The sequence below is a fragment of the Parvibaculum lavamentivorans DS-1 genome (assembly GCF_000017565.1).
Lineage (GTDB): Bacteria > Pseudomonadota > Alphaproteobacteria > Parvibaculales > Parvibaculaceae > Parvibaculum > Parvibaculum lavamentivorans.
The window spans coordinates 1,831,991-1,857,221 of the sequence record NC_009719.1; the positions used below are offsets into that span (position 1 = coordinate 1,831,991).

The 25,231-nt window shown below is 61.9% G+C and carries 21 protein-coding genes; 8 read left to right on the forward strand and 13 right to left on the reverse strand.

Annotation, left to right across the window (positions count from 1 at the left end; genetic code table 11):
- Positions 1-57 precede the first annotated feature (57 nt).
- From PLAV_RS08590 to PLAV_RS08595, 3 genes are read right to left on the reverse strand one after another with little or no spacing between them, the layout of a single operon-like run.
- Entirely contained in the window at positions 58-522 is a 465-nt protein-coding gene (locus PLAV_RS08590) for a tellurite resistance TerB family protein (protein ID WP_012110606.1), read from the reverse strand.
- 56 nt (positions 523-578) lie between these two features.
- Entirely contained in the window at positions 579-974 is a 396-nt protein-coding gene (locus tag PLAV_RS19310) for an RNA-binding S4 domain-containing protein (protein WP_012110607.1), read from the reverse strand.
- Between the two features lie 5 nt (positions 975-979).
- Positions 980-3,973, reverse strand: coding sequence for a helicase-related protein (locus PLAV_RS08595; protein ID WP_012110608.1), 2,994 nt, complete (start codon positions 3,971-3,973; stop codon positions 980-982).
- 354 nt (positions 3,974-4,327) lie between these two features.
- Here PLAV_RS08595 and PLAV_RS08600 point away from each other — a divergent pair, with 354 nt between their 5' ends.
- Positions 4,328-5,623, forward strand: a complete 1,296-nt coding sequence (locus tag PLAV_RS08600; protein ID WP_012110610.1) for an acyl-CoA dehydrogenase family protein — start codon at positions 4,328-4,330, stop codon at positions 5,621-5,623.
- A 29-nt stretch (positions 5,624-5,652) separates the two neighbouring features.
- On the opposite strand, the gene PLAV_RS18875 is transcribed toward PLAV_RS08600, so the two are convergent.
- Both PLAV_RS18875 and PLAV_RS08610 read right to left on the reverse strand, forming a co-directional pair.
- On the reverse strand, positions 5,653-8,049 hold the full coding sequence (locus tag PLAV_RS18875; RefSeq protein WP_012110611.1) for an ATP-binding protein: 2,397 nt from the start codon (positions 8,047-8,049) through the stop codon (positions 5,653-5,655).
- A gap of 154 nt (positions 8,050-8,203) precedes the next feature.
- On the reverse strand, positions 8,204-8,902 hold the full coding sequence (locus PLAV_RS08610; RefSeq protein WP_041535917.1) for an SEL1-like repeat protein: 699 nt from the start codon (positions 8,900-8,902) through the stop codon (positions 8,204-8,206).
- A 267-nt stretch (positions 8,903-9,169) separates the two neighbouring features.
- Here PLAV_RS08610 and scpA point away from each other — a divergent pair, with 267 nt between their 5' ends.
- Both scpA and PLAV_RS08620 read left to right on the forward strand, forming a co-directional pair.
- The gene (gene scpA, locus PLAV_RS08615; protein WP_012110613.1) at positions 9,170-11,326 is read left to right on the forward strand and encodes a methylmalonyl-CoA mutase; all 2,157 of its coding nucleotides are present in this window, start codon (positions 9,170-9,172) and stop codon (positions 11,324-11,326) included.
- 282 nt (positions 11,327-11,608) lie between these two features.
- Positions 11,609-11,854, forward strand: coding sequence for a hypothetical protein (locus PLAV_RS08620; protein ID WP_143710192.1), 246 nt, complete (start codon positions 11,609-11,611; stop codon positions 11,852-11,854).
- A 3-nt stretch (positions 11,855-11,857) separates the two neighbouring features.
- Here the strand turns inward: PLAV_RS08620 and PLAV_RS18880 are convergent, their stop codons facing one another.
- The gene (locus tag PLAV_RS18880) at positions 11,858-12,751 is read right to left on the reverse strand and encodes a DUF3108 domain-containing protein (RefSeq protein WP_012110615.1); all 894 of its coding nucleotides are present in this window, start codon (positions 12,749-12,751) and stop codon (positions 11,858-11,860) included.
- Between the two features lie 129 nt (positions 12,752-12,880).
- On the opposite strand from PLAV_RS18880, the gene meaB reads away from it, so the two are divergent.
- The 3 genes from meaB (at position 12,881) to PLAV_RS08640 (ending at position 15,159) form a co-directional block, all read left to right on the forward strand.
- Positions 12,881-13,921, forward strand: coding sequence for a methylmalonyl Co-A mutase-associated GTPase MeaB (gene meaB, locus PLAV_RS08630; protein ID WP_012110616.1), 1,041 nt, complete (start codon positions 12,881-12,883; stop codon positions 13,919-13,921).
- A gap of 111 nt (positions 13,922-14,032) precedes the next feature.
- Entirely contained in the window at positions 14,033-14,323 is a 291-nt protein-coding gene (rpmB, locus tag PLAV_RS08635) for a 50S ribosomal protein L28 (protein WP_012110617.1), read from the forward strand.
- A 155-nt stretch (positions 14,324-14,478) separates the two neighbouring features.
- Positions 14,479-15,159 (forward strand): hypothetical protein, encoded by a 681-nt coding sequence (locus PLAV_RS08640; RefSeq protein WP_012110618.1) that lies wholly within the window; start codon positions 14,479-14,481, stop codon positions 15,157-15,159.
- On the opposite strand, the gene PLAV_RS08645 is transcribed toward PLAV_RS08640, so the two are convergent.
- From PLAV_RS08645 to PLAV_RS08655, 3 genes are all read right to left on the reverse strand, one after another.
- Positions 15,077-16,234, reverse strand: coding sequence for an esterase-like activity of phytase family protein (locus PLAV_RS08645; RefSeq protein ID WP_012110619.1), 1,158 nt, complete (start codon positions 16,232-16,234; stop codon positions 15,077-15,079). The two genes, PLAV_RS08640 and PLAV_RS08645, sit on opposite strands and share 83 nt — an antisense overlap.
- 122 nt (positions 16,235-16,356) lie before the next feature.
- Positions 16,357-17,769 carry an MATE family efflux transporter gene (locus tag PLAV_RS08650; RefSeq protein WP_012110620.1) on the reverse strand — a complete coding sequence of 471 codons (1,413 nt, stop codon included), beginning with the start codon at positions 17,767-17,769 and terminating at the stop codon, positions 16,357-16,359.
- A 73-nt stretch (positions 17,770-17,842) separates the two neighbouring features.
- Positions 17,843-19,024 carry an MFS transporter gene (locus PLAV_RS08655; protein WP_012110621.1) on the reverse strand — a complete coding sequence of 394 codons (1,182 nt, stop codon included), beginning with the start codon at positions 19,022-19,024 and terminating at the stop codon, positions 17,843-17,845.
- A 152-nt stretch (positions 19,025-19,176) separates the two neighbouring features.
- Between PLAV_RS08655 and PLAV_RS08660 the strand changes: the two genes are divergently transcribed.
- The gene (locus PLAV_RS08660) at positions 19,177-19,809 is read left to right on the forward strand and encodes a helix-turn-helix transcriptional regulator (protein ID WP_012110622.1); all 633 of its coding nucleotides are present in this window, start codon (positions 19,177-19,179) and stop codon (positions 19,807-19,809) included.
- On the opposite strand, the gene cobT is transcribed toward PLAV_RS08660, so the two are convergent.
- From cobT to PLAV_RS08675, 3 genes are all read right to left on the reverse strand, one after another.
- Positions 19,806-21,722, reverse strand: a complete 1,917-nt coding sequence (cobT, locus tag PLAV_RS08665) for a cobaltochelatase subunit CobT (RefSeq protein ID WP_012110623.1) — start codon at positions 21,720-21,722, stop codon at positions 19,806-19,808. The genes PLAV_RS08660 and cobT overlap by 4 nt on opposite strands.
- Before the next feature lie 37 nt (positions 21,723-21,759).
- On the reverse strand, positions 21,760-22,731 hold the full coding sequence (gene cobS, locus PLAV_RS08670; RefSeq protein WP_193343228.1) for a cobaltochelatase subunit CobS: 972 nt from the start codon (positions 22,729-22,731) through the stop codon (positions 21,760-21,762).
- 164 nt (positions 22,732-22,895) lie between these two features.
- Positions 22,896-23,576, reverse strand: a complete 681-nt coding sequence (locus PLAV_RS08675) for a J domain-containing protein (RefSeq protein ID WP_041536523.1) — start codon at positions 23,574-23,576, stop codon at positions 22,896-22,898.
- 83 nt (positions 23,577-23,659) lie between these two features.
- Between PLAV_RS08675 and PLAV_RS08680 the strand changes: the two genes are divergently transcribed.
- Entirely contained in the window at positions 23,660-23,938 is a 279-nt protein-coding gene (locus PLAV_RS08680; protein WP_012110627.1) for a BolA family protein, read from the forward strand.
- A 2-nt stretch (positions 23,939-23,940) separates the two neighbouring features.
- On the opposite strand, the gene PLAV_RS08685 is transcribed toward PLAV_RS08680, so the two are convergent.
- On the reverse strand, positions 23,941-25,230 hold the full coding sequence (locus PLAV_RS08685) for an HlyC/CorC family transporter (protein ID WP_012110628.1): 1,290 nt from the start codon (positions 25,228-25,230) through the stop codon (positions 23,941-23,943).
- Position 25,231: the final 1 nt, after the last annotated feature.

The window sequence follows — 25,231 nt, forward strand, 5'->3', positions numbered from 1 at the left end:
CTCCATTGCACGGCGGGCTGAACGCCGGCATCTCTCGGGGACTTGCCCCTTATTCTGTCACTGCTTTGGCGCTATCCCCAGCCGCGCCATGACACGCTGGCGCGCCTGCCCGCATGTGCGGTCGGGAACGTATATCAACCCCGCGACGCGCCGCAACAAATTGGCTTCGTAATCGTCCAGCACGCCATCCGCATAGACCACTTCCCACATCTTTTCGATCAATCCGACGCGGTCTTCCTCGCTATAAGAGGCCTTGATCGCCTGCGTCCAGCGATGAAGATCGAGCGTCTCCGCTTCTTCTCCCTCTGCAGCCGCAATCAGTTCCGTAACTTCCTCGGGCGGGAGGCCGAAAGAATCGGCGGATATCCGCCGGATCGCAGCGCGCTCCTCGTCGCCGAAATTCGCGTCAGACGTGGCGGCGCGGATCAACAGTGCCACCACCGCGATCTGCAGATCGTCCGGTCCTGGCGCTTCGCTTTCGGTTGTGGCGCCGAGCAGAAAAGATTTTAGCGTTCCAAGCATGGGTATTTCACCTACCGGATGCGGAAGACGTATTCAACTACACAATAAAATGTAAATTACCTTCCACTTTTCAGCGTGGCCGTTCGCCGACCTTCCTTCTTCGTCGGCCTTCCGGTTCCGGCCGGGCGACTTTCCGCCGCCGTTTCACGGTCGGCTTTTGGGGGCAGAGGGGAAGGAGGATCAAGATCCTCATATAGAAGGGCTGCCTCCGGCGCCGGGCCGCGCCGTGTCCCCAAATGAAGGATTTTTATAACCCTGATATGGGGTCCGAGAGGGAAAGTAAGAATATCCCCCGCTCGAACCAGACGGCTTGCCTTTGAGATTCGCTGTCCGCTCAGCCGCAGCCGCCCCGACTGCACAAGCGTTGCGGCGAGTGAGCGGCTTTTCAGAAACCGCGCATACCAGAGCCAGCGGTCGATGCGTTGTCCGGGCTGCCCTGCCGGGTCGTCCATGGCAATCAGTTGCCGCGGGCGCGTTCTTTGAGAACAGCAAGGGCTGCGAAGGGCGAATCCGGGTCTGGCTGGCGTTCCCGCTCACGCGGCTTGCGCGGCGCTTCCGGGCGCTGTTCCTGGCGGCCCTCACGGCGGGACGGCTTGCCTCGGTGCTCGTTTCGATGTTCCGGCTTCTGCTTGTCGCGCCTCGGCTTCCTCTGATCCTCTTTTGGCCTGCCGCCACTTTTCCGGCGCGCCGGCCGCCAGATTTCCATTTCCACCGGTTCGGCAGTGGCGGAGGGCTCGGCAGGAGCCTCCGCTTCGAGGGGCGCGGCTTCCGCTGAGCTATCGGCCGCCGCGGCAGCGGGGCTGGCTTCGGACGGTTTCATCTCTTCGGCTTCGGGGGAAGGAGCCGTTTCCTGTTCTTGTGACTCAGCCGCTTGTTCGGGCGTTTCAGCCGCGGCAGCCGTCTCATTAACCGTGGAGACAGTGCCTGCGGAAGCCTGATCCCCGGGAACCGCTTCCGGCTCCTGTGACGGATGCGCCGGAGGGGCAGGGGGCGTTATCTTTTCAAGCTGCGAGCGATAGCCGAGCCCGCGCAGCAAACCGGCGAATTCTTCGCCGGAACAGCCTACGAGCGACATCATGTCGGGCGTCACGACAAAGCCGCCATTGAAGCTGCGAGCGGCTATGACGGGGCGAATGATGTCGGCAACACGTTCCAGCATGTCGAGGCGGACGGCGCGGGTGCCGCAGACGCGAAAGCCGAGAGCTTCGTAGAAGCCTTGCGGCGCTGCCGTGTCGGCAGGCACCGAGGTAAGGCCGGGCGCCGGCGAAGGGGGAAGCCCCGAGAAGGGATCGTCCAGATCCTTGCGCGTCAGGGACCACAGCGTCAGAAGCAATCGCGCCGGCGCCGGCTTCAGCAGGGCGGGCATGAATACGGAATAAGCGCCGAAGCGAACCCCATGCTTGCGCAGCTGGCCGCGCGCGGCCTGGTCCAGCAGACGGACATCCTCCGCCACCTGATCGCGCTTCACAGAGCCAAGGTTCTCAACGAGGCGGAATGCGATGCCACGTGCGAGGCCTTCCACATCGGTGGCGTCGCGCAGCGAGACCAGCGGCGCCAGCACGTTGGTTATATGCATCTTGAGCCAGGCTTCCAGGCGCGTCTGCACGCTTTCCCGGGCGGGACCGTTCAGTTCTTCGCCCGCGACAAGTTCTACGCGCGGTGCAAGGGGCGCATCCCCGCTTTTCAGTTCGGCGACTGGATGGCCGGCCCAGAGGATGCGGCCATGCTCGGAAAGGGTGATTTCGGCATCCGGCGCAACCGTCAGCCTTTGTGCCCGGTCGGCGATTTCGCCCGTCAGTGCCTGATTTGCCGCAGCGCGCAGCACACGGCCCTGTTCTCCCTCGGCCCGTGGATCGGGCACGAATACAAATCCCTGAAGGCGTCCTACATACTCGCCTTCTACCAATACTTCGCCGTCACCGTTCACTGCCGCCATAAGATCCTCGTTCTGGCGCAGCCGTTTCATCAATACGCTTGTGCGCCGGTCGATGAACCGCTGCGTCAATCGCTCGTGCAGAGCGTCAGACAGCCTATCCTCTATCGTACGCGTGCGCTCCTGCCAATGCACAGGATTGTGCAGCCAATCGGCGCGGTTCGCCACATAGGTCCAAGTCCGGATGTGAGCGAGGCGGGCCGAAAGCATGTCGATGTCGCCATCGGTGCGCTCCAGCGTTTTCATCTGACGGTCGAGCCAGTCGTCCGGGATGCGCGCTTCGGTTCCGCCCCCGGGTTCCATAAGGAAAAGATAGAGCCGCGTCAGAAGGGTCGCATGTTCGCTTGCCAGCGTCTTCCGGAAGTCCGGGACCTGCGCAACCTCCCACAGGCGGCGGATGGCGGCGGGCGAGCGGGCCAGATTCTGAACATCCTGATCGCGGCTCATGCGCGTCAGTGCCTCCAGATCGTTGGCTATCGGGGCGCGCGCCAGCCCCGGTCTTCCTGGCGGCATTTCGAGGCTGCGCATCAGAGCCGCGACGCTGCCAAATTCCAGGTGCGGATTTCGCCACTGAAATACTCGCTCCGGTTCGAACTGATGGTTTTCGATCCGTGAAACGATTTCGTCGGATAGCGGTCCAGCCTCGCCCGTCACGCCGAAAGTGCCGTTGTTCATGTGGCGGCCCGCGCGCCCGGCGATCTGGGCCAGTTCGGCGACATGCAGCGGCCGGTGCAGGCGCCCGTCGAATTTTTCCGTCGACGCGAAGGCCACGTGGTCGACATCCATGTTCAAGCCCATGCCGATGGCGTCGGTGGCTACGAGGAAATCGACATCGCCCGATTGATAGAGCGCAACCTGCGCGTTGCGGGTGCGGGGGCTCAATGCACCCATGACGACGGCAGCGCCGCCCCGCTGACGGCGGATAAGTTCGGCAATTGCATAAACCTGATCCGCGGAGAAAGCCACGATGGCCGACCGGCGGGGCAATCGTGTGATCTTCTTCGAGCCCGTCCAGGACAGCTCGGAAAAACGCGGGCGGCTGATGAACAGCGTATCGGGAAGAAGCTTCTGGATCAGTCCTCTCACGGTTTCCGAGCCGAGCATCATCGTTTCGGAATGACCGCGGGCGCGGAGCAGCCGGTCGGTAAATGTGTGGCCGCGCTCGCGGTCGGCCGCGAGCTGGATTTCGTCGATTGCCAGAAAGTCGACCTCGAGATCGAGCGGCATCGCCTCGACGGTGCAAACGTAATAGCGCGCGGTGGGGGGGAGTATCTTTTCCTCGCCGGTAATGAGCGCGACCTCCCGGGCACCCTTTGCCTTGACGACGCGGTCATAGACCTCGCGCGCGAGCAGGCGCAATGGCAGGCCGATCATGCCGGTCCGGTGCGCCATCATTCGTTCGATGGCGAGATGAGTCTTCCCGGTGTTCGTGGGGCCAAGCACCGCGGTTACGCGGCGGCGTTCGGCTAGGCCGTCGCGTGCGCGGCCGATGACAGTCTGGAGGGACGCGGTACTCATGTTTTCACCCGCACCTTCCGCGTAAAAAAGGACCGGCGCAAGTGCCGGGACGCCGTTAACCGGTATGCGATTAACGATTGGACCATTGAGCGAACGAACCGGGTCCGAATCGGTGACCGAGCGATCTTCCGGCTTCGTTCACGGCTAAATCTTGTGCTGCGACAATGATTTAGGCAGACAAAACGTTAACAGAAATTTTTAACGAGCCCTTCCGCAACGTCGCGGCGGGTCTTTGTCCGGGCGCCCGTCCGCTGCTCTTTAGTATAATGGACCGGGGTCTATAGTGTTCCGCATCGACATCGAAATCGCACCGCACGGGCCGAAAGAGCCCAGTGTATGAGGGAGGAGCCAGGTATGGATTTCACGATCCCAAAAGACGTTACCGACTATCTCAAGGTTCTCGACGACTTCATCGAGAAGGAAATCAAGCCGCTGCAGTCGCGCGATGACAATGATCGTTTCTTCGATCATCGCCGCGAACATGCGCGCACCGATTGGGACAATCAGGGGTTGCCGCGCCACGACTGGGAGGCGCTTCTGGGCGAGATGCGGAAGCTGGCCGACAAGGCAGGCCATCTGCGCTATGCGCTGCCAAAGGAATATGGCGGGAAGGACGGCACGAATCTCGGCATGGCCGTCATCCGCGAGCACCTTGCCGCCAAGGGGCTCGGCCTGTTCAACGATTTGCAGAACGAAACCTCCATCGTGGGTAATTTTCCCACCGTCCTGATGTTCCGCGATTTCGGCACCGAAGAGCAGCGGAAGGTCTTCATTCCGGGATCGCTTGACGGTTCCGTCCGCGTTGCCTTCGGGCTTACCGAACCGGAACACGGTTCCGATGCGACCTGGATGGAAACCAGAGGCCGCCGCGAAAAGCGCGACGGCAAGGATGGCTGGGTCATCAACGGCATGAAGATGTGGAACACCGGCATGCACGTGGCGACGCATGACTTCGTGTTCGCGCGGACCAGCGGACAGGATGGCGACCCGCTCGGCATCACCTGCTTCATCGTGCCGACGGATACGCCGGGCGTGAAGATCGAGGAATATCTGTGGACCTTCAACATGCCCACAGACCATCCGCGCGTCTCTTTCACCAATGTCTGGGTGCCGGAAGATGCAATCCTTGGCGATCCGGAACGCGGGCTCGAGCTTGCTCAACATTTTGTGCATGAAAACCGGATCCGGCAGGCGGCGTCGGGTGTTGGCGCAGCGCAATTCTGCATCAATGAGAGCGTGAAATACGCCAAGCAGCGCAAGCCATTCGGCAAGCCGCTGGCGGCCAATCAGGCAATCCAGTTTCCGCTCATCGAAGCTCATACCGAATGCGAGATGATCCGCAATCTCGTCTACAAGACCGCATGGCAAATGGACCAGATGTCGAAGAAGGATGTCGCCCGTCATCTCTCCGACAAGGTTTCAATGTGCAACTACCGCGCGAACCGTCTCGTCTGCCAGGCGGCGGACCTGGCCATACAGGTCCATGGCGGCATGGGTTATTCCCGGCACAAGCCGTTCGAGCACATCTACAGGCACCACCGCCGCTACCGCATTACCGAAGGATCGGAAGAGATTCAGATGCGCAAGGTTGGTGGGCATCTCTTTGGATTCATCGGCGCGAGCGAGCGGCAGAAAAAAGCGGCCGAATAAGCCGGCTCCCGAAAATGAAACCGCCGCGCTCAATGCGCGGCGGTTTTGCTTTTGCCCTCAAGCGAAAGAAGCCGATGCGCCGGGAATATCATCGTTGCCGTGGTGCCTGCGCCGAGAGTGCTTTCGAGGGTGAAGCTGCCGCCATGCATTTCGATGAGCGACTTGGTAATCGGAAGGCCGAGGCCGGTGCCGCCGTGCTGACGTGCGCTTGTGTCGTCGACTTGCCCGAAGGGTTCCAGCACTTCGTCAAGCTTGTTGCGGGGAATGCCGATGCCGCTATCCGCAACTGAAACCATGAGATCGCCGGCGTCATTCCTGCTGACGTTCAGATCGATGCGACCTTCAGCGGGCGTAAACTTCGACGCATTGGAAAGAAGGTTCAGCATGATCTGGCGCATGGCGCGCTGATCCGCCCGCACATTCGGTATGGCCTCGGGCAAGTGCAGATTCACGTTCTGGCGTTTCTCGAGCGTGCGCGCGCGCATCATCTCGACCGACCACTTGAGCACATGCGCCATGTCGATCTCGTCTTCCTCAAGGACGTAGCGGCCGGCCTCGATCTTGGAAATATCGAGGATATCGTCGATGACGTTGAGAAGATGGCGGCCACTGCCATGGATGTCGTTCGTATATTCCCGGTAGCGGTCGCTGCCGAGCGGGCCGAACATTTCCTGACTCATGATTTCGGAAAAGCCGATAATGGCGTTGAGCGGCGTGCGCAGCTCATGGCTCATGTTCGCAAGGAATTTTGTTTTCGCGCGGTTTGCCATTTCCGCCGTTTCCGTCGCCTGCCGCAGACCTTCTTCCGCGCGACGGCGTTCGATGGCGATGCTGGCAAGGTGAGCAGCGCCCATTACATAATCTTCTTCCCATTTGCCGGGCGTTCGCGCCTCCGCGAAATACATGGCGAAGGCGCCGATGACCTTGCCGCTTCGCGACAGGATGGGCTTGAACCAGACCGTGCTGATGCCCGCCCCGCGCATATAGCTCGATATGGATTCACCATGGTGTTCTTCCTGCAGGTCCGTCGCGACGATCTTATGTCCTGCGAGCGCCATTCTGCCGAAGTCGTGGTCTTTCTGGCTTTGCCAGAAGCCCCCCACCCATTCGGGAAAATCGGCGGGAAGGTGCGGCGCGGCGCAAGTGATCAAGTCTTCTTTCGCGTCCAGCAGGAAGACCGCCGCCCGGGCACCCGGATGCGCTTCTTCCGAACCCAGCGCAAGCCGGGACATGACCTCGCCGAGCTCCACGCCGGTTGCAAGCGCACGGAGCACGCCAAACTGGCTGCGCTGTTCCGTCTCGGCGCGTTTACGCTCGGTTATATCGCGTAGATTTACGACATAGCCGCGCACGTTTTCATCGTGGAGCAGGTTGGTAAGCGTTGCTTCGATCCATATGCTTCGATCGTCCTGACGGGGGACCAATAGTTCATAAGTCAGCACTCTGGACGCGCCATTTCCCGGCGCGACGTCTTTCAGAAGCTCTTCTTTCTGTTCCTTCGTCAGGAAGTCGAGGCTGTTCATGCCGATAAGGGCGTCGATGGAGAGGCCGATTTTTTCTGCTGCGGGAGAAGCGTACCGGATGATCGCCTGTTCATCCGTCACGAGAACGACGTCGAATGCATTTTCGACCAGCGCGCGAAAATGATGCTCCCGGCGCTGAAGCTGGGCGTTTGCTTCTTCCGCCCGCAGCCTCGCCTCTTCCGACAGGTCGCGTGCCTTGCCGATGTCGCGGATGAGGTCCGCATTGCGGAAGCGCAGGTTGAAGGTCTCGTAGGCCGCGGCCCGTTGCTGTTGTGCGATCCGCGCGAGGTAGAGATATGTCGGGATGCAACCGAACCCGATTGCCATATAAGCCGCTTCAAGGGTGCAGATGCTTACCGCGATGACGACCGCTATCAGCGGCAGAGTGACGGAGACAAAGATCGGCACAAGATGGAAGGCCGTCTGTGACGCCATCACGACATGCACGACGAAAACCATCAGTATGGCAAGGTTCTGTACGTCCGATCCCGGGTGCCAGAAAAGGGGGAGCAGGCCAAGCCAGACGACATTCATGATCCAGTAGCGGATCGCGGTCGCCTTTATCCAGGCATCGACGTCGATAGCGGCACTGTCCTCCGCAAAAAAGCGGCGCTGGAAGAATGCATATTCAACATGGACGGCGAGGAGGACGAACCACCATGCCGCGACCAGCATCTCGGGATAGGTGGTATTGAACGTAAAGGCGAGCGCCATCGCGACGGTGGGGAAAAAAACCGGCAGCGTCCGGTAGGCGCGCATGATGGTGCGGTAGAGCTCGAGACGAATATCCTGAGACCGCGAAGGAGATAAGAGTCCGTCTTCGGAAGTGCCGGCGAGCGGAATCTCCGGCTGACTGGGCCAGTGCTCCGCGCTTCGATCTTTATGGATGCTCGCACCGGGCATCTCTGTGGGGTCTCCTCCCCCAAGATTAGAACCCACCATCTGTCGGGTTTATCCGAGGGAGGTAAAGTTTCCCTGAATTGCGTTGCCGGAAAGCAGAAAGCCTCCGCCCTGCGGGGGCGGAGGCTTTCTCGTGGCGTTAACCTTCCTGGATGTGTCAGTTCGAGAGCGGCGCCGTCATGATCGGTATGTCCTGGCGTCGCGGCGCGGGGCGGCGGCCTTCGACCTGGCAGCTTTTTTTGATGGACTCATCAATGGCGGTATTCGGCGTCCAGTAAACAGGCCGCCATGCCTGCACCTGCCCATCCGCCAGCGCCATCTGTTCCGGGCTGATTTTGCCTGCCATCGCTTCTGCGACAGACCGGTCCGGCACGACACCCAGGGATAGAAGGGACGGATTGCGCCCATACAGCTTCGCCCATTTGGCGGCCTGCACCACATCCTGCTCCGGGGCGGCATCGTCGATCAGCAACATCGCCATCAATTTCTGGGCGTCCGGCCAGCCTGTATTTGCGGCCCGGCGCACCCATTCGAGACCTTCTGCGCGGTCGCCGGTTGCAATCAGGCATTGGCCCAGCGCGGTCTGTGCGCCTTCGTACCCATGACCCCGATAGGCAAAGCAGGTCAGCACATCGAGCGTGCGCTCGTCGCATTCGCCCCGCGCGGCTTTCCCGATCGAACCGGCGTAAAGGGTTCCCGTCGGGTCCTGCTCCGCAAGGGTGGGGACGATATTGCCATCCGCGTCGCGCTTGCGGGAGGCTCCGCCGCCGCCACAGGCGGAAATCGCAAAGGCGGCGAAGCACAGCATGATGATCGCGCCGGCGGGCGACGTGAGACGAACTCTGTTCACAGGCATTTCCCCATTCTCTCGATTGCATTCGCAGCTGCGTTCCGCGCGGCCCCATTTGCGCGGAGCGGGCTTACCCTAAGGCATCGGCAGGGCGGCGGCCAGACCGGCGCGAACTGACGCAGCGGAAAACCTGTCTTCTGCCACCCTCCCTCCGGGTGGTTTGACCGGGCTGCGCCGTTCCCGGATACTCCGCGCGTTTTGGGGCCGGAGGCACCGCTATGTTATGATGGCGGCAACAGAATTTCCGGCAAACTTCCGCGAGTTAGAGACGAGATGGCTGACAAGAAGACGCTCAAGGACTGGGAAGCACAGGTCGCCAAGCAGACCAAAGGTGCGGGTGTGGAATCGCTTGTCTGGCACACGCCCGAGGGCATCGATGTCAAACCGCTCTACACGGCGGAAGATCTCGAGCGGATTGCCGGCGAGGGCTATGACACGAACTCGCTTCCGGGTCTTGCCCCCTATACGCGCGGCCCTCAGGCGACGATGTATGCAGGCAGGCCCTGGACCATTCGCCAATATGCGGGCTTCTCGACAGCGGAAGAGTCCAACGCTTTCTATCGGCGCAATCTGGCTGCGGGGCAGAAGGGGCTTTCCGTCGCCTTCGATCTGGCGACGCATCGAGGCTATGACAGCGATCATCCGCGCGTTATCGGCGATGTCGGCAAGGCGGGCGTTGCGATCGACAGCGTCGAGGATATGAAAATCCTTTTCGATCAGATACCGCTCAACGAGATGTCGGTCTCGATGACGATGAACGGTGCAGTGATACCGATCCTCGCCAATTATGTCGTGGCGGCCGAAGAGCAGGGCGTGAAGCCGGAGGAACTGTCCGGCACCATTCAGAACGACATTCTGAAGGAGTTCATGGTCCGCAACACCTATATCTATCCGCCCGAGCCTTCGATGCGGATCATCGCGGACATTATCGGCTTTTGCTCGAAGCATATGCCCAGGTTCAACACGATCTCGATTTCCGGCTATCACATGCAGGAAGCGGGAGCGACGCAGGTGCAGGAGCTTGCTTTCACGCTTGCCGACGGACGCGAATATGTGCGGGCGGCGCTCGCCGCCGGACTCGATGTCGATGATTTCGCACCGCGTCTTTCGTTTTTCTTCGCCATCGGCATGAACTTCTTCATGGAAATCGCGAAGCTGCGGGCGGCGCGTTTTCTCTGGGCGCGGATCATGGCCGAGTTCAATCCGAAAGATGTGAAATCCTCCATGCTGCGCACGCATTGCCAGACTTCGGGCGTGTCGCTTACCGAACAGGACCCATACAACAACGTCATCCGCACGACCGTTGAAGCCATGGCCGCGGTGCTGGGCGGCACACAGTCGCTCCACACCAATGCGCTTGATGAAGCGATTGCGCTGCCGACCGATTTCTCCGCCCGTATCGCGCGCAACACGCAGCTCGTCCTGCAGCATGAAACCGGCATCACCAATGTGATCGATCCGCTGGGCGGCTCCTATTACATCGAGAGCCTGACGCATGCCATTGCCACCGAAGCTTGGAAGCTCATCGAGGAAGTGGAAGAGCTCGGCGGTATGACGAAGGCCGTTGGAACCGGCATGCCGAAGCTCAAGATCGAGGAAGCGGCGGCACGGCGGCAGGCGAAAGTGGACAAGGGCGAGGAAGTCATTGTCGGCGTTAACAAGTATCGCCCGGCGAAGGAGGATCCGATCGAGATCCTCGACATCGACAATGCGAAGGTTCTTGCTTCCCAGGTCGCGAGGCTGAAGCATGTGCGCGCCACGCGCGATGAAGCCAAATGCAAGGCGGCGCTCGCGGCGCTTACGGAGGGTGCGCGCGGCAACGGAAATCTTCTGGCGCTTGCGGTCGATGCGGCGCGCGCGCGCGCAACGGTCGGCGAGATTTCGGATGCGATGGAAGAGGTTTTCGGACGCCACCGCGCGGAGATAAAGTCGATTTCGGGCGTTTACGCGCAGGCCTATGAAGGTGATGAGGGCTTCATGCAGATTTCAAAGGAAATCGATGCGTTCGCGGAAGCGGAAGGAAGGCGGCCTCGCATGCTCGTCGTGAAGATGGGGCAGGACGGACATGATCGCGGTGCCAAGGTTATCGCCACGGCGTTCGCGGATCTCGGCTTCGACGTCGATGTCGGGCCGCTGTTCCAGACGCCGGAGGAAGCCGCTCGTGACGCCATCGAAAACGACGTCCATGTCATCGGGATCTCGAGCCTTGCGGCCGGGCACAAGACATTGGTGCCGGCGCTTGCCAAGGCACTGAAAGATGAAGGCGCGGACGACATCCTCATCATTTGCGGCGGTGTCATCCCGCAGCAGGATTACGACTTTCTTAAAAAGGCAGGCGCCTCGGCTATCTTCGGCCCGGGGACCAATATTCCGGTTGCCGCGCGCGAAATTCTGGCGCTGATCCGCGAAAAAAGGCAGCAGGCGGCCTGATCTGCCGGAAAATATAGCGGCGAGATTTTTGCCTAAAAAACGGGCTTTGTGTGCGTCAAATGCGCACTTGGCCCGTTTTTTATTGCAACCGCTTGCACGCATGATTATTCAGCGCCCCACACCCCGGACAAAGATTCGGGTTGGCATTGCACGCGGCGCTCAACGATCTCCGAACTGCCGCCCATGGGCTTTGCCAGGCAAGCTGTGCCCTTCCGGATCGGGAACACCGGAAACACGCGGCTGCCGCAAAAGATTCACATATGCGAGATCCGCGGAGGTGCCATGAGCACCGAAGAAGGTTTGGCGCGCACAAAGCGCCGCCTGGTCGAGGCCGTCGATAGCCGGACGACGAACCAGGATGAGAGGCAGAACGCCTATTACGGCATGCTTGCAACGCGGCTGGAAGGGTTGTTGCAGGAGATCGAAACCGCGGGTACTTCGCCGGAGGATGATCTCGTCCAGCGTTTGCGCGCTCTCCATACAGAAGTGCGGGGACATATCGGCGGTTCCGGCGGAAACGAAAAATAACGCTTATTCCGCGATGTTTTCGGAAGGTCCTTCCGCTGTCGCATATTGCTGCAGCTTCACGACATCGAGAACCGCTCCTCCGATCGGCGTCCTGAGCTGGACGCGGACGGGCATATAGATATTCCTGCCATCGACGCGGGCGAGCCATATCAATGTATCGTCGCGCCTTCGCATCATTGTCGTGAACCTCGTCGGTTCCATTCCGGCGCGTGGCGTGACGCGGACCTTGCAGCGCACCGCTTCGCCGCTATAGCCGTTATCACGCGTGGTGACGGTATCGTTCTTGTCGAAGACAAGCTGAAGGTCGTAGCGCCTCTTGCCATCGAAGACAGGAATTTTCCGGTCGCACGGATTTCCGTCGGCAATAACGGGAAGCAGGAAAGCACTGACCGGATCGAGAGTGTTTTTTCTTTCGAAGGGCTGGGTCGTCGTGGCCTCCTCCGGCGGCAGCGGTGGATCGAAGGTCAGCTCGGGCGTGCCGCTTGCGTCATAGACCATCAGCCTCCGTTTGGTTTCGCTCTTTTCCGTCGCGCTGAAGGTGAAGCGTGTGGGCTGAAGCTTGTCGTCCGCAATCCGCCCTTCGCTCGTCATGGTCCATCGCGCGTCCCAGACGCGGCTCGGCAGGCCGGCAGAGCCGAGCGAATTCCGCAGCAGATAGGCGCTGTCGGTCAGGGTGGCATGCATCGAGCCTTCCGCGAACATCAAGCCACCGACATAGACCGTGTAATCGGCGCGGATATCCGGCACGGGGCCTGTTTGTGCGGCGGGGGCCGGTGCGGCGGTGCCGGAGGCAATCGCTACCATGCCGCAGACGAGCGCAAGCGCCGCGCCGAGAAATGGCGGCCTTCCTGGCGGGATGTGTCGTTTTCTCCCGGATGCATATCGGGTTACGGTCAAGGATCGCCTCTCCTTCTCCGCAGGGCCAAATCCGCTCCATCTTGAGATGCGCAATCTGAATCTGAACCGAACGGCTCCGGTTGCACGGGGCTGGACGAGGCCAATAAGCCCAAGTATGCAACTGGTAGGATGAGCGGAACAGAGAAAAAGCTGGCAGAGCGCCGTGCCTTCAATCGCGCCACACCGGATGCCGGTGCGCTTGCGCAGGGCATTCGCGCGGGCGTCAGGACGGCGCTTGCGCGCGGCATCACGCTGGTGGAGTCCTCCCGGCCCGACCATCAGAAAGTTGCCCAGGCATTGCTTGCCGAGCTTCTGCCGGAGACGGGCAAGGCCATCCGGCTTGGCCTGTCGGGCGCGCCCGGCGTTGGCAAATCGACATTTACCGAGGCTTTCGGCCAGTTTCTGACGGGCAGGGGGCACAAGGTCGCCGTACTTGCAATCGACCCCTCATCCGCCCGCACGGGCGGTTCGATTCTCGGCGACAAGACCCGCATGGAGCTTCTGGCGCGCGATCCCAACGCCTTTATCCGGCCCTCGCCCTCCGGCGGCACACTGGGCGGCGTGGCACGGCGCACGCGCGAGGCGATGCTTCTCACGGAAGCCGCCGGTTATGACGTGATCATGATTGAGACGGTGGGCGTCGGCCAGTCGGAGACGGCGGTGGCCGATATGGTCGATATGTTTGTGCTCCTGCTGTCGCCCGGCGGCGGCGACGAGCTGCAGGGCATCAAACGCGGCATTATGGAGCTTGCCGATCTCATCGTCGTCAACAAGGCCGATGGCGACCTCATTCCAGCCGCCCGCCGCGCGCAAATGGAATACAAGACCGCTCTCCATCTGATGCGGCCGAAAAGTGCCGCCTGGCAGCCGCATGTGCTGCTTGCCTCCGCGCTGAAGGGGGAGGGGCTCTCCGAGGTCTGGGAAGCGGCCCAGAGCCATCATGAGGCGCTTTCCGGCGCGGGAGAGCTTACCCGGCTCCGGGCGGCCCAGGCGCGCGCCTGGATGTGGACGGAGATCCGCGAGGGCCTGCTCGGGGCCCTGAAGGCCGATCCGAAGGCCGCCAAACTCCTCCCCGAACTGGAGCGCGAGGTGGCCGAAGGCCTGACCACCCCGACGGCAGCCGCGCGGCGGCTCCTCGACCTTGTCGTCGGCGGGCAAAAAGGGGCCTGACGGGCCCTTATCGGCCCTTGACGTGCCCTCATGGGCCTTTTATACGTGCCCGCCTGTCAGGGCTGCGCGGGAGACTGCGGCGGCCCCACCGATTTTATAAAGGAAGTCCCTATGTCCCGCCGTTGCGAACTCTCCGGCAAGGCCGTGATGTCCGGCAACAATGTGAGCCATGCGAACCGCAAGACGCGCCGCCGGTTCCTGCCGAACCTGTGCCAGGTGACGCTGATCAGCGACGCCCTTGGCCGTCAGTTCAGCCTCCGCGTCTCGGCCCATGCGCTCCGTTCGGTCGAGCATAATGGCGGGCTTGATCCCTTCCTGCTCAAGGCGTCGGATGCGCAGCTTTCCTCGCGCGCGCTGAAGCTGAAGCGGGCGATCGAAAAGGTTCAGGCCGTCGCTGCCTGAGGCTCTTTTCTGCGGAACGGATTGGAAAGGCGGTCTTTCGGGCCGCCTTTTTCTTTGTGCGGATTATTTACCCCATTTGTAAAAATGCGATCCGCGGGCTTTCGAGCCTGAAGGCGCGCCGCTAAGCTGCGTGGAGTTTTTGTCGGGGGCGTATCATGCTTGATAGGGGTGTCGACCGGATACCGGTCAGACGTGCGGGCTTTATATCCCGTGTCGTGACGTCGATTGTCCGGCTGATCCTGCCCGTTATCGCGCTTTGCGCCGCTTTCGCGCTTTCATTCTGCTTGCGCGACATGCGTGTGCCGGAACTCGCCATTCTCTCCGAAATAGATCCGATTCTGGATCCTTCCGATTGGGCGAACTGGGGCTTTCTCGTTCTGCCCGTCGTGTTCTTCATCCTGAACCTGACCAGCCGGCGCTACGGCGCGGCACTCGCGCTCACCGCCGCCCTCCTCGCCTGGCTGGCTCTCGGCGGCGCGCTTTTCTGGGCGCTTCGCGAGGGGCTGATCGGCGACTTTCAGGAAGCGATCGCGCCTTATGCCGTCGCGGCCTCGTTTGTCGGCGCGATGGCCGTGGCGCAGCTTGTGAACATTCTCTTCTTCGACTGGCTGCGCGGCATCCCTTGGTGGAAGGCGCCCTTCTTCGCGGCTCTCGCCGGCGGCGTGGTGTTCGCCATTGTCTTCAATACGCGCCCGGCGCTCGTCTGGGACAGCGAGCTCGGTGCGCGGCTCGCCGTCGAAAGTCTCATCCATTTCAGTTGGGCGCTGGCGCAGCTCCTGCCGACGGCGATACTGCGCCGGACGATCCGTCCTTTGCCGGGCTTTGGGGGAGCGTAAGCGTTCCCTCTGCCGGTGCGAGTTTCGGCGTCTCCGCCTTCAGCCGGAACATGAGCAGCAAGGTCCGCTGCAGCGGATTGAAGTTGTCGTCCGATATCATGTAGAGGAGCAAATCGCCGTTCCCGTCTTCGCGGACGGCGAGCCCTTCCATATTGTCGATCGAATAGCGCTGGCCGACATCGATCAGCACCTCGCCATCGACCACGGCATCCTCCTTGATGTCCTCGCCGCGTATCAGCCGCAACTGCATGCCCACGCCCGCGAGCATCGAGAAGCGGCGCTCCAGCAGCAGCAGGTCGCCGTTCGGCAGAAGCGCCGCGTCGGTCGGCTTGTAGGGTTCGCGCTGCTTCACAGCGAAGCGGGAAATCTTTCTGCCATCCGCGATGAAAGCCTTTATGTGGCCGCGCGGATCGAGCGAATCTTCCGTGATTGCCAGAATGCGCGGCGCCCGGTCCGGCGCCGAGGGAGGCAGGAGTTCGAGAGATTCGATGCCGCCATTCGGATTGAGGCGGCCGAAATGCCGTTGCGTCAGCAATTGTTCGGGCCGCGCGGCGAAGCCTTCATTGGCGAGATCGTAGCGCCAGATGCGATGAGCCCGCTCGAAGCCGACATAGGCATCGCCGATCAGCGGATCGCCGGGGCCCACATCGAGCACGAGGCTTTCGGCGTCGCCCAGCGCCTTTCCGGCCAGAGGTTCTCCGTCGAGGCCGAGCATGGGCGCGATCCGCCCCTCCGCCATACCCGACAGCCGCCCGCGCTCATCGTATAGAAGCATCGCGCTGAACCAGCGGCCTTCATCGGAAACGGAAAGCAATGTCGTGCCGTCGCCGCTGACGGCGAGGCCGGACCAGCCGCCGAACTCCTTGAGCGGCGAGGTTATCGCGATGCCGCCCGCCCAGGTCAGCTTGCCGGCTTGGGTCTCCGCCCGGTCGTCGGGGTTCCAGAGCAGCGGCTTTGTGGAAAGCTCGATAGCCCCGGGCGTGGCCTGTGCGCCAGCAAGCGGTCCGCCCGCCAGCAAGGCCGCAAGTGCGGCGCATATGAAAAGACGGCGGGCAACCTGGCCGGGTGTACGCAATTCGACATACCTTTCTGCTTCCGGAAAGCCGCCCCGCCCGCTTTCAGCGGCAAAGGCTTGTCCGGTGCGGCATCATATCGGCGTATGTCTCATGCACAAGAGAAGCGCGACGAAGCCCGCTCTCAAACAGGCAGGAGCGGCAAGGATTTACCGAGCACCAGCTTTTCGCGGCGGAGCCAGCGATAAAGCATCATGGCCGAGACGGCAGCGAGGCCGATGGCGAGGCCGAACCAGATGCCGACGCCTTTCAGGTCGAGAGGAAAGGCGAGGATCACACCGAGGCTGAGGCCGATCACCCAATAGCCAAGCGCGGCATAGACCATCGGCATCTTCGTGTCGCGCAGCCCGCGCAACATCCCGGCCGCAATCGATTGCGCGCCGTCGAAGACCTGAAAAAGGGCCGCTATGGCGAGAAAGGAAACCGCGAGCCGCACGACTTCCGCATTCGCCGGCGCGTCGCGATCGAGGAAAACGCCGATCAGCGCATGCGGAAAGAGGATCATGAGCAAAGCCATGCTCGCCATAAACGTCACACCCATGACAAAGGGCGTCCAACCGGCGCGCATGACCGCGTCGCGGTCCCCCGCGCCATAGGCCCTGCCGACGCGCACGGTCACGGCTTGTGAAAAGCCGAGCGGCACCATGAAGGAAATCGCGGCGATCTGCAGCGCAATCGAATGGGCGGCCAGCGCCGTTGTGCCGAATAATCCCATCAGCAGCACAGCGGCATTGAAGACGAGCACCTCGAAGGCAAGCGTCATGCCGATGGGCAGGCCAAGCCGCCACAACTCGCCATAGCGCGGCCAGTCGGCGCGCCAGAAGCGGCCAAACAGATGGTAGCGGCTGAATTGCCGGTCGGAGAGGATGACCGTGGCGAGTGCGCCCAGCATGAAAAAGCCGGTGATGACGCTGCCCACGCCGGCGCCGACAAGACCGAGCGCCGGCATGCCGAGATTGCCGAACATCAGGCACCAGTTCGCAAAGGCGTTGAAGGGAATGGCGAGTATGCCGATCGCAAGGGCCCAGCGCGGACGGTTGAGCGTCGAGATAAAAATGCGCAGCACGACAAAAAGGAAAGTCGGAAACAACGCCCATTGCATGGCGCCCGTGTAGGACGCGGCCTGCACGGCGAGATGCGGCTCCTGACCGAGTGTCACGAGAAGAATTTCAGTCTGCGAAAGGATCAGCCAGAAGGGCACGCAGATAGTCGCGGCGGTCCAGAAGGCCTGGCGCACGGTGCGGCGCACGTCGCGCACCGAATGGCTGCGGCGGCCGAGTTCGGATGCGATCATGGGGGCGGCGGCCGTCATGATGCCGATGCCGAAGATCATCAGTGCAAAATAGAGGTTGGAGCCGAGCGCGCCTGCCGCCAGCGCGTTGGGGCCCAGCCACCCCATCATCACGACATCGGTGGCGTTGATCGCGACCTGTGCCAGATTGGCCGCGATCAGCGGCAGCGCCAGGGCAAGCGTCGCCCTTGTCTCCGTCTTCCAGAGATGCCGGTCCGTTCTGAATTGGGCGAGCGCGGCTTGCATGATGTGCGGCTTCATTTGTCAAAAGAAAAGCCGCGCAGATTATTCCCCTTACCGGGAAGCTCAAGCGGTATTTTCAGTCCACGTTGTATTTTCTCGCGCGCAGGCGCGCCACGATGGGAAAGGGCAGATAGGCAAGAAAGATCAGCAGTATCGCCGCAATCAGGCCATGCGGGTCCCATAGCTGCATGGCAGCGCCGGAAAGAGGGGCGCCGACAAGCGCGCCCGTGCCCCACATGGCGGTCGTAAAGGCGCTTGCGCCTGCGAGCTCCGAGCCGCGAAAGCGTTCGCCGACCAGCACCATGCCAAGTGTGAAGATGCCATTCGCAAAGCCGACCACGACGAAAAGCGCGATGGCGGTCGCGACAAAGCCGGGCAGGGCGAAGGGCAGGATGAGATAGCCGGCCAGCGTGGCAATCACGAGACCGATCATCAGGTTCAGACGATTGATCCTGTCGGCGACGGCCCCGATGAGCGGCTGCATAACGATTGCGCCCAGCGCCGCGACGGTCAGAAGGACGAGGCTTGCTTCTTCCGCCATGCCGGACCGGATGGCGTAGAGCGGGAAGAAGGTGACGAGCGACTCTTCGGCCGCCGCAAAAAAGAAATTCACCAGCAAGGCAGCGGGCGCGATCAGCAGGAGACGCCACATCGCAGAAGGCTTGTCCGTTGCTTCAAAATGATTCCGGCTTCTATCGGCGGTCGCGACGATGGCGGCGGCGGCAATCATCAGCCCTGCACCGATGAAGAAGGGCGCGACATCGGTCCCGACCAGCACGAGCGTTGTCGGTCCGAGGGCAAAGCCCGCGGCTGCGGCGGCGCCGTAAAGCCCGATGATGCGGCCTCGGCGTTCTTCGCTGGCGAGGGAATTTATCCATGCCTCGCTGGTCGCCCAGAGAAGCGTTCCGGCGGAGCCCAGCAGGAAGCGAAGAGGAAACCAGGCGAGAAGATTGGCGTAGAGGCCCATCAAGGCGAACGAGACGCCGGCCAGCAGCAGGCCCGCCATCATCACATTGGCGGGGCCGAAATGGCGCATGATGCGCGGCGCGAAAGGCGAAATCAGAAAAACGGGTGCGGCCTGCGCGGCGGTGGAAAGGCCGATCATGCCGGGTTCGACGCCCTGCCGCGCCAGAATGAGCGCTGTCAGCGGAAAGGCGATGCCCATCGACAGGTTGACCATCCCCATTGAAATGATGGCTGCCCCGAGGCTTCGCTTGTGGCGTGGCTGGATAGGCGAGAGGGAAACAAGTGGAGACATCTGTAGCTTCTCCAAAGGAACTTCAAAATAAATAAACTATATAGATTATAAATTAAACAGATATTTTTCTCCTCCAGTAACCCATTGATTTTCATTGATTATTTTATAATCATAGTTGTTGATAAAATGAGAGGATCAGCTAAAATCTCATCATGAATTCTACCTCGGACCGGATTCTCCATCTGCTCAAGCGGAATGGCGCCCAGACAGCGGACATGCTGGGCGAGGCGCTGGAAATGACGTCCATGGGTGTCCGGCGGCATCTCGATACGCTGTCGGAGAACGGCGTGATCGAGAATTACGATCAGATCGAAGGCGTGGGTCGGCCGCGGAAGTTCTGGCAACTGACCCCGAAAGGGCATGGCCGGTTTCCCGACGCTCATGCCGATCTCACGGTGAAGATGATCGGCGATATCCGCCGCGTCTTCGGCGAGGAGGGGTTGGATCGCCTCATCGCCGAGCGTGAACGGGATATGCGGCTTCTCTATGAGGGTGCGACGCGCAAGGCTCTGCTTGCCGAGCGCGTCGAGGCGCTGGCGGAGCTGCGGGCGCGCGACGGGTACATGGCGCGGGTCGAGAGAGACGGCGACGATCTTCTTCTGATCGAGGATCATTGCCCCATCTGCGCCGCCGCCACGGCCTGTCAGGGCTTCTGCCGGTCGGAACTGTCGATTTTCCGCATGGTGCTGGGGCCGGATGCTGTCGTCGAGCGCGACGAATATCTGCTCGATGGCGGAAGGCGCTGCAGCTACAGGATTTCCGCCAGGGCAGCGTCCGGCAGCTAGCGGAAGGCGCGTGCCGCGCGCGCTCCGCCACCGGCCTTTTTCGGCCCCAGTTGTCCACGGGCTTTCAATTCGCCTCGGCGCAATGTCGCTTCGTCGTCGAAAAGTTCGGCGAGCTTTTCGGTCATCGCGCCGCCGAGCTGCTCGGCATCGACGATGGTCACGGCGCGGCGATAGTAGCGCGTCACGTCATGGCCGATGCCGATGGCGATCAGTTCGACCGGCGAGCGGTTTTCGATCTGGTCGATGACGCTTCTCAGGTGCTTTTCCAGATAGTTTCCGGCGTTCACCGACAGCGTCGAATCGTCGACCGGCGCGCCATCCGAAATCACCATCAGAATGCGGCGCTGCTCCGGCCGCGCGAGCAGCCGGTTATGCGCCCAGATCAGCGCCTCGCCGTCGATATTCTCCTTCAGCAATCCTTCGCGCATCATCAGGCCGAGGTTGCGCCGCGCGCGCCTCCAGGGGCTGTCCGCCGCCTTGTAGATGATATGCCGGAGATCGTTCAGGCGGCCCGGCTGCGCGGGTTTTCCTTCGGCGAGCCACCGCTCGCGGGATTGCCCACCCTTCCAGGCGCGTGTGGTGAAGCCGAGGATTTCCACTTTCACGCCGCAGCGTTCGAGCGTCCGCGCCAGAATATCGGCACACATCGCCGCGACCGTAATCGGCCGTCCGCGCATCGACCCTGAATTGTCGAGCAGCAGCGTCACGACGGTGTCGCGGAAATTCGTATCGTGTTCGACCTTGAAGGCAAGCGGCTGCATCGGGTCCACGACGGCGCGCGTCAGGCGCCCTGCATCCAGAATGCCCTCCTCGAGATCGAACTCCCATGTCCGGTTCTGCTGCGCGAGAAGGCGGCGCTGCAGGCGGTTTGCGAGCCGCGAGACGACGCCCTGCATCTGCTGCAATTGCTGATCGAGATATTGCCGCAGCCGCGACAGTTCATCGATGTCGCAGAGATCCTCCGCCATGATGACTTCGTCGAATTGCGGCGTGAAAATCTTGTAGGAGAGCCGGTTGCGGTCGTCGCCCTGCTGGTTCGGCCGCCACGGCTGGTTGCCCTCGCTCGTCTCGTCCGTGTCGCCGTCCATCGGCGCGTCGTCGGATTCGACCTCGACGGTCTGCTCGTCGCCTTCCTCGCCTTCGCCTTCCGAATATTCGACCTGGTCGGCGGAAGCGCCTTCGGGCTGTTCGGCTTCGCCGGACTGGCTCTGGTCGGAGCTGTCCTCGCTGTCGCCTTCCTGCTCGTCGGCATCGTCCGAAGACTGGTCGGGTGCTTCGCCCAGTTCGTCGCCCATGTCGAGATCGACGAGGATGTCGCGTGTGGCGCGCGCAAAGGCCGCCTGATCCTCGATCAGGTCTTGAAGCCGGTCGAGGTCGGAGCCCGCCTTCTCCTCGATCCAGGGGCGCCACTGGTCGAGGAGCTTCTGCGCCGATTGCGGCGGTGCTTCGCCCGTCAGCTTCTCGCGCACCATCAGCGCGACGGCTTCGGAAAGCGGCGCTTCCTCGCGTGAGGTGATGCGATCATAGCCGCGCGCGGCGCAGCGCTGTTCGAGGGCGGCGGTCAGGTTCTGGGAAACGCCGGCCATCTGGTTGGCGCCGATCGCCTCGCAGCGTGCCTGCTCGACAGCGTCGAAGACCGCCAGCGCATTGCCGCCTTCGGGCTGATAATTCGCGTTCAGTTTCTCGTCGTGATGGGCGAGGCGGAGAGCATAGGCGTCCGAGACGCCGCGTACCTGCGCCACTTCTTCGGGCGGCAGGGTGCGGCTCGGCAGGGGCAGCCGCGCGCGCAGGCCGCGCAGGCCCGGCGCTTCCGTTCCAAAGCTGACATTGAGCTCCGGCTGTTCCGCGATCGTGCGCATCGTCATCGTGAGCGCACGCTTGAACGGTTCGACGGGGCTTTCCTTCGACTTCATGGCGTAATCAATCGCTCAGCGGTCGCGAGCTGCCTTATCAGGCGACCTTGATGTTCGCTGCGGAGTCCGGGAGGTCCTGACCGAAGCAGCGCTGATAGAACTCCGCGACAGTCGGGCGTTCCAGTTCGTCGCACTTGTTGAGGAAGGTCACGCGGAATGCGAAACCGACATCGCCACCGAAAATCTTCGCGTTCTCGGCCCAGGTGAGCACCGTGCGCGGGCTCATGACGGTCGAGATGTCGCCATTGATGAAGGCGGAGCGCGTGAGGTCGGCGACGCGGACCATGGCGTCGATCTGCTTGCGGCCTTCTTCCGTCTCATAGCTCTTCATCTTGGAGAGCATGATGTTCACTTCTTCGGCGTGCGGCAGATAGTTCAGCGTGGTCACGATGTTCCAGCGGTCCATCTGACCCTGGTTGATCTGCTGCGTGCCGTGATAGAGGCCGGATGTGTCGCCGAGGCCGACGGTGTTTGCCGTCGCGAAGAGGCGGAAAGCCGGGTGCGGGCGGATGACGCGGTTCTGGTCGAGCAGCGTCAGCTTGCCCGAGGCTTCGAGCACGCGCTGGATCACGAACATCACGTCCGGGCGGCCGGCGTCATACTCGTCGAACACGAGCGCGACCGGGTGCTGCAGCGCCCAGGGCAGGATGCCTTCGCGGAATTCAGTGACCTGCTTGCCTTCCTTCAGCACGATCGCGTCCTTGCCGACAAGGTCGATACGGCTGATATGGCTGTCGAGGTTGATGCGGATACAGGGCCAGTTGAGGCGGGCGGCGACCTGTTCGATATGGGTCGACTTGCCGGTGCCGTGATAGCCCTGAACGATCACGCGGCGGTTGAAGGCGAAGCCGGCCAGCAGCGCGAGCGTCGTGTCCTTGTCGAACAGGTAGTCCGGGTCGAAATCCGGCACATACTCGTTCGGCTCCGAAAAGGCCGGCACTTCCATGTCCAGATCGATTTTGAACGTCTCGCGGACGGACACTTTCTTGTCCGGGAGATTCTCCGACATGCCGTTTCTCGCTTCGAAGCTCATCCTTGGCCTACTTCCGTACTTAAGATGTTCAGGACCGGCCGTATCGGGACCGGCTATTCAAATATGTGTGCGGCACGATGTTTCGGGCCGCGAACCGTCCGGATGGACGTCTCTCCTAGCCTGCCTGTGCGGGCCGCTGCCTATGAGCAGTAGCCGCTTTTCCGGAGGTAATCGTAGGCCTGGATGACCTTGCGCAGACGCTCCTCGGCAGACCTGTCCCCGCCATTGGCGTCCGGGTGGTGCCTTTTTACCAGTTCCTTATACCGTGCCTTGATCTCATTCAAGGACGCGGATGCCGGGAGGTCCAGCGTGTCGAGCGCCTGTTGCTCCAGTGCACGCGGCTTCCGTCGCGTTTCGGCCTGCTCGCGCTCGGCGGAGCCCGGGGGTTCGTCAAAAAAGCCAAAGGGATCGCGAAAAGGCGAAGCGCGCCTCATACGGGCCGCAAACGGGGTTCCGAAGGCGGCATTGGCGGCGTTCACCCCCAAATTCCAGGTCGGGCGGTGGCCGGTCAGGGCGTCCCGCTGGAAAGTGGCGACATCCTCGTCGCTCATGCCCTTGAAGAAGTCGTAATTCTGGTTGAACTCGCGGATATGGGTTTCGCAGAACCAGACATAGGCGCCCGCCGCGCCTGCTTCCGTGGGCGTGGCCGGCGCGCGGTCCTTTGGCGCACGGAAAAGCCCGGTCTCGCGGCAGCCGGCCCAGGCGCAATGCTTCGGCGCCTCCTCCCGCTTCATCCTGCGGACATGCGGCGGCTGTTCCACGCCACGCCGCTTGCGCGGGGCGATCCTGATCGAATCGAAATATTTCGAGGTCAACTTCACGCTCAAATTATGGGTTGGCGGCGCCGGCAAAACAAGGAAGCATGGCGCGCGCAGTGTTAACGAATAGCGTATCGGAGTGTTGCATGTCCGTCGCGGAAACCATACGCCGCAAGTTGGAAGCCGCCCTTCTGCCCGAGCGGCTGGAGATTGTGGACGAGTCGCATCTTCACAAGGGACATGCCGGTCACCGCCCGGGCGTCGAGACGCATTTCAAGGTGACGGTGGTCTCCGCCGGTTTCGCCGGCAAGTCGCGGGTGGAGCGGCAGCGGCTCATCTCCGCGGCGCTGAAGGAGGAGATGGGAAATCCCATCCACGCCCTCTCCATGAAGACGATGACGCCGGAAGAAGCGGCGCGCGCCTGATATCAATCCGCCGCGCCTGCCTTGATGCTCCGCGCCGGCGCGATCCGCAACTGGGCGACCTGATTGCGCTGGCGCCGCAATATCTCGAAGCGGAAGCCGTGGAAGGTGAAGGTCTGCCCGACCTCGGGAATCGTGCGCGCCTCGTGAATGACGAGACCGGCGATGGTCGTTGCCTCATCGTCCGGCAAAGACCAGTCGAAGGCGCGGTTGATGTCGCGGATCGGCACCGAGCCGTTCACGACGACCGAACCGTCCGGCTGCATCTTCACGCCCGCCACCTCGATGTCGTGCTCGTCGGAAATATCGCCGACAATTTCCTCCAGAATGTCCTCCAGCGTGATGAGCCCCATCAGCGCGCCATATTCGTCGACCACCAGTGCGAAGTGCATCTTGCGGCGCAGGAAGGCGTTGAGCTGGTCCTGAAGCGTCGTCGTGTCGGGCACGAACCACGGCTTTGTCGCGATCGACATGATGTCGATGTCGTCCGGCTGCCACCCGGCGCCGGCAAGCGCGCGCAACATGTCCTTGGCATGGAGAATGCCGATGATGTTTTCCTGTTCGTCGCGCCAGAGCGGTATGCGCGTATGCGGGCTCGCCATCGCCTGCGAAATGATTTCGCGGTTCGGATGCGCGGCGTCGATCATCACGATGTTCTTGCGGTGAACCATGATGTCGCTCACCTCCAGATCGCGCAGATCGAGAATGCCGCCCAGCATGTCCCGGTCGATCTTCACCACGCTGCCTTCGTGATGATGGAGGTTGATGGCGCCGCGCAGTTCTTCGTGCGCGGAGAGAACATGCTGGTTCGCGTCGACATTGAGACCAAAGGCGCCAAGCGAATGCCGCACGATGAACTGGACTGCCGCCGTAATGGGGCCGAAGAGAACCGTGACGATCCGCAACGCGGGAGAGACGGCCAGCGCCACGCGGTCGGTATTGGTGATGGCGAAGGTCTTCGGCGCTACTTCCGCAAAAATCAGAACCACCGCGGTCATGACCAGCGTCGCATAGACAACGCCTGCATCGCCGAAAAGCGCGAGGAAAAGGCTCGTGGCCAATGCCGAGGCGAGAATGTTCACGAGATTGTTGCCGAGAAGCACCGCGCCTATCAGGCGTTCCCGGTCTTCCGTCAGCCAGAGCACCGTCCGGGCGCGCTTATTTCCCTCTTCCGCCAGGCGGTGCATCCGCGCGCGCGAGGCGGCGGTAAGCGCCGTCTCCGAACCTGAAAAGAAAGCCGAAAAAAGCAGCAGCAATATGATCGCGCCAAGTATGACGCCAAGTCCCATCGACATG

Coding starts and splice junctions, on each gene's coding strand:
- PLAV_RS08590 (WP_012110606.1), bottom strand. CDS start 522: ATGCTTGGAACGCTAAAATCTTTTCTGCTCGGCGCCACAACCGAAAGC.
- PLAV_RS19310 (WP_012110607.1), bottom strand. CDS start 974: ATGGACGACCCGGCAGGGCAGCCCGGACAACGCATCGACCGCTGGCTC.
- PLAV_RS08595 (WP_012110608.1), bottom strand. CDS start 3,973: ATGAGTACCGCGTCCCTCCAGACTGTCATCGGCCGCGCACGCGACGGC.
- PLAV_RS08600 (WP_012110610.1), top strand. CDS start 4,328: ATGGATTTCACGATCCCAAAAGACGTTACCGACTATCTCAAGGTTCTC.
- PLAV_RS18875 (WP_012110611.1), bottom strand. CDS start 8,049: ATGCCCGGTGCGAGCATCCATAAAGATCGAAGCGCGGAGCACTGGCCC.
- PLAV_RS08610 (WP_041535917.1), bottom strand. CDS start 8,902: ATGCCTGTGAACAGAGTTCGTCTCACGTCGCCCGCCGGCGCGATCATC.
- scpA (WP_012110613.1), top strand. CDS start 9,170: ATGGCTGACAAGAAGACGCTCAAGGACTGGGAAGCACAGGTCGCCAAG.
- PLAV_RS08620 (WP_143710192.1), top strand. CDS start 11,609: ATGAGCACCGAAGAAGGTTTGGCGCGCACAAAGCGCCGCCTGGTCGAG.
- meaB (WP_012110616.1), top strand. CDS start 12,881: ATGAGCGGAACAGAGAAAAAGCTGGCAGAGCGCCGTGCCTTCAATCGC.
- rpmB (WP_012110617.1), top strand. CDS start 14,033: ATGTCCCGCCGTTGCGAACTCTCCGGCAAGGCCGTGATGTCCGGCAAC.
- PLAV_RS08640 (WP_012110618.1), top strand. CDS start 14,479: ATGCTTGATAGGGGTGTCGACCGGATACCGGTCAGACGTGCGGGCTTT.
- PLAV_RS08650 (WP_012110620.1), bottom strand. CDS start 17,769: ATGCAAGCCGCGCTCGCCCAATTCAGAACGGACCGGCATCTCTGGAAG.
- PLAV_RS08655 (WP_012110621.1), bottom strand. CDS start 19,024: ATGTCTCCACTTGTTTCCCTCTCGCCTATCCAGCCACGCCACAAGCGA.
- PLAV_RS08660 (WP_012110622.1), top strand. CDS start 19,177: ATGAATTCTACCTCGGACCGGATTCTCCATCTGCTCAAGCGGAATGGC.
- cobT (WP_012110623.1), bottom strand. CDS start 21,722: ATGAAGTCGAAGGAAAGCCCCGTCGAACCGTTCAAGCGTGCGCTCACG.
- cobS (WP_193343228.1), bottom strand. CDS start 22,731: ATGTCGGAGAATCTCCCGGACAAGAAAGTGTCCGTCCGCGAGACGTTC.
- PLAV_RS08680 (WP_012110627.1), top strand. CDS start 23,660: ATGTCCGTCGCGGAAACCATACGCCGCAAGTTGGAAGCCGCCCTTCTG.
- PLAV_RS08685 (WP_012110628.1), bottom strand. CDS start 25,230: ATGTCGATGGGACTTGGCGTCATACTTGGCGCGATCATATTGCTGCTG.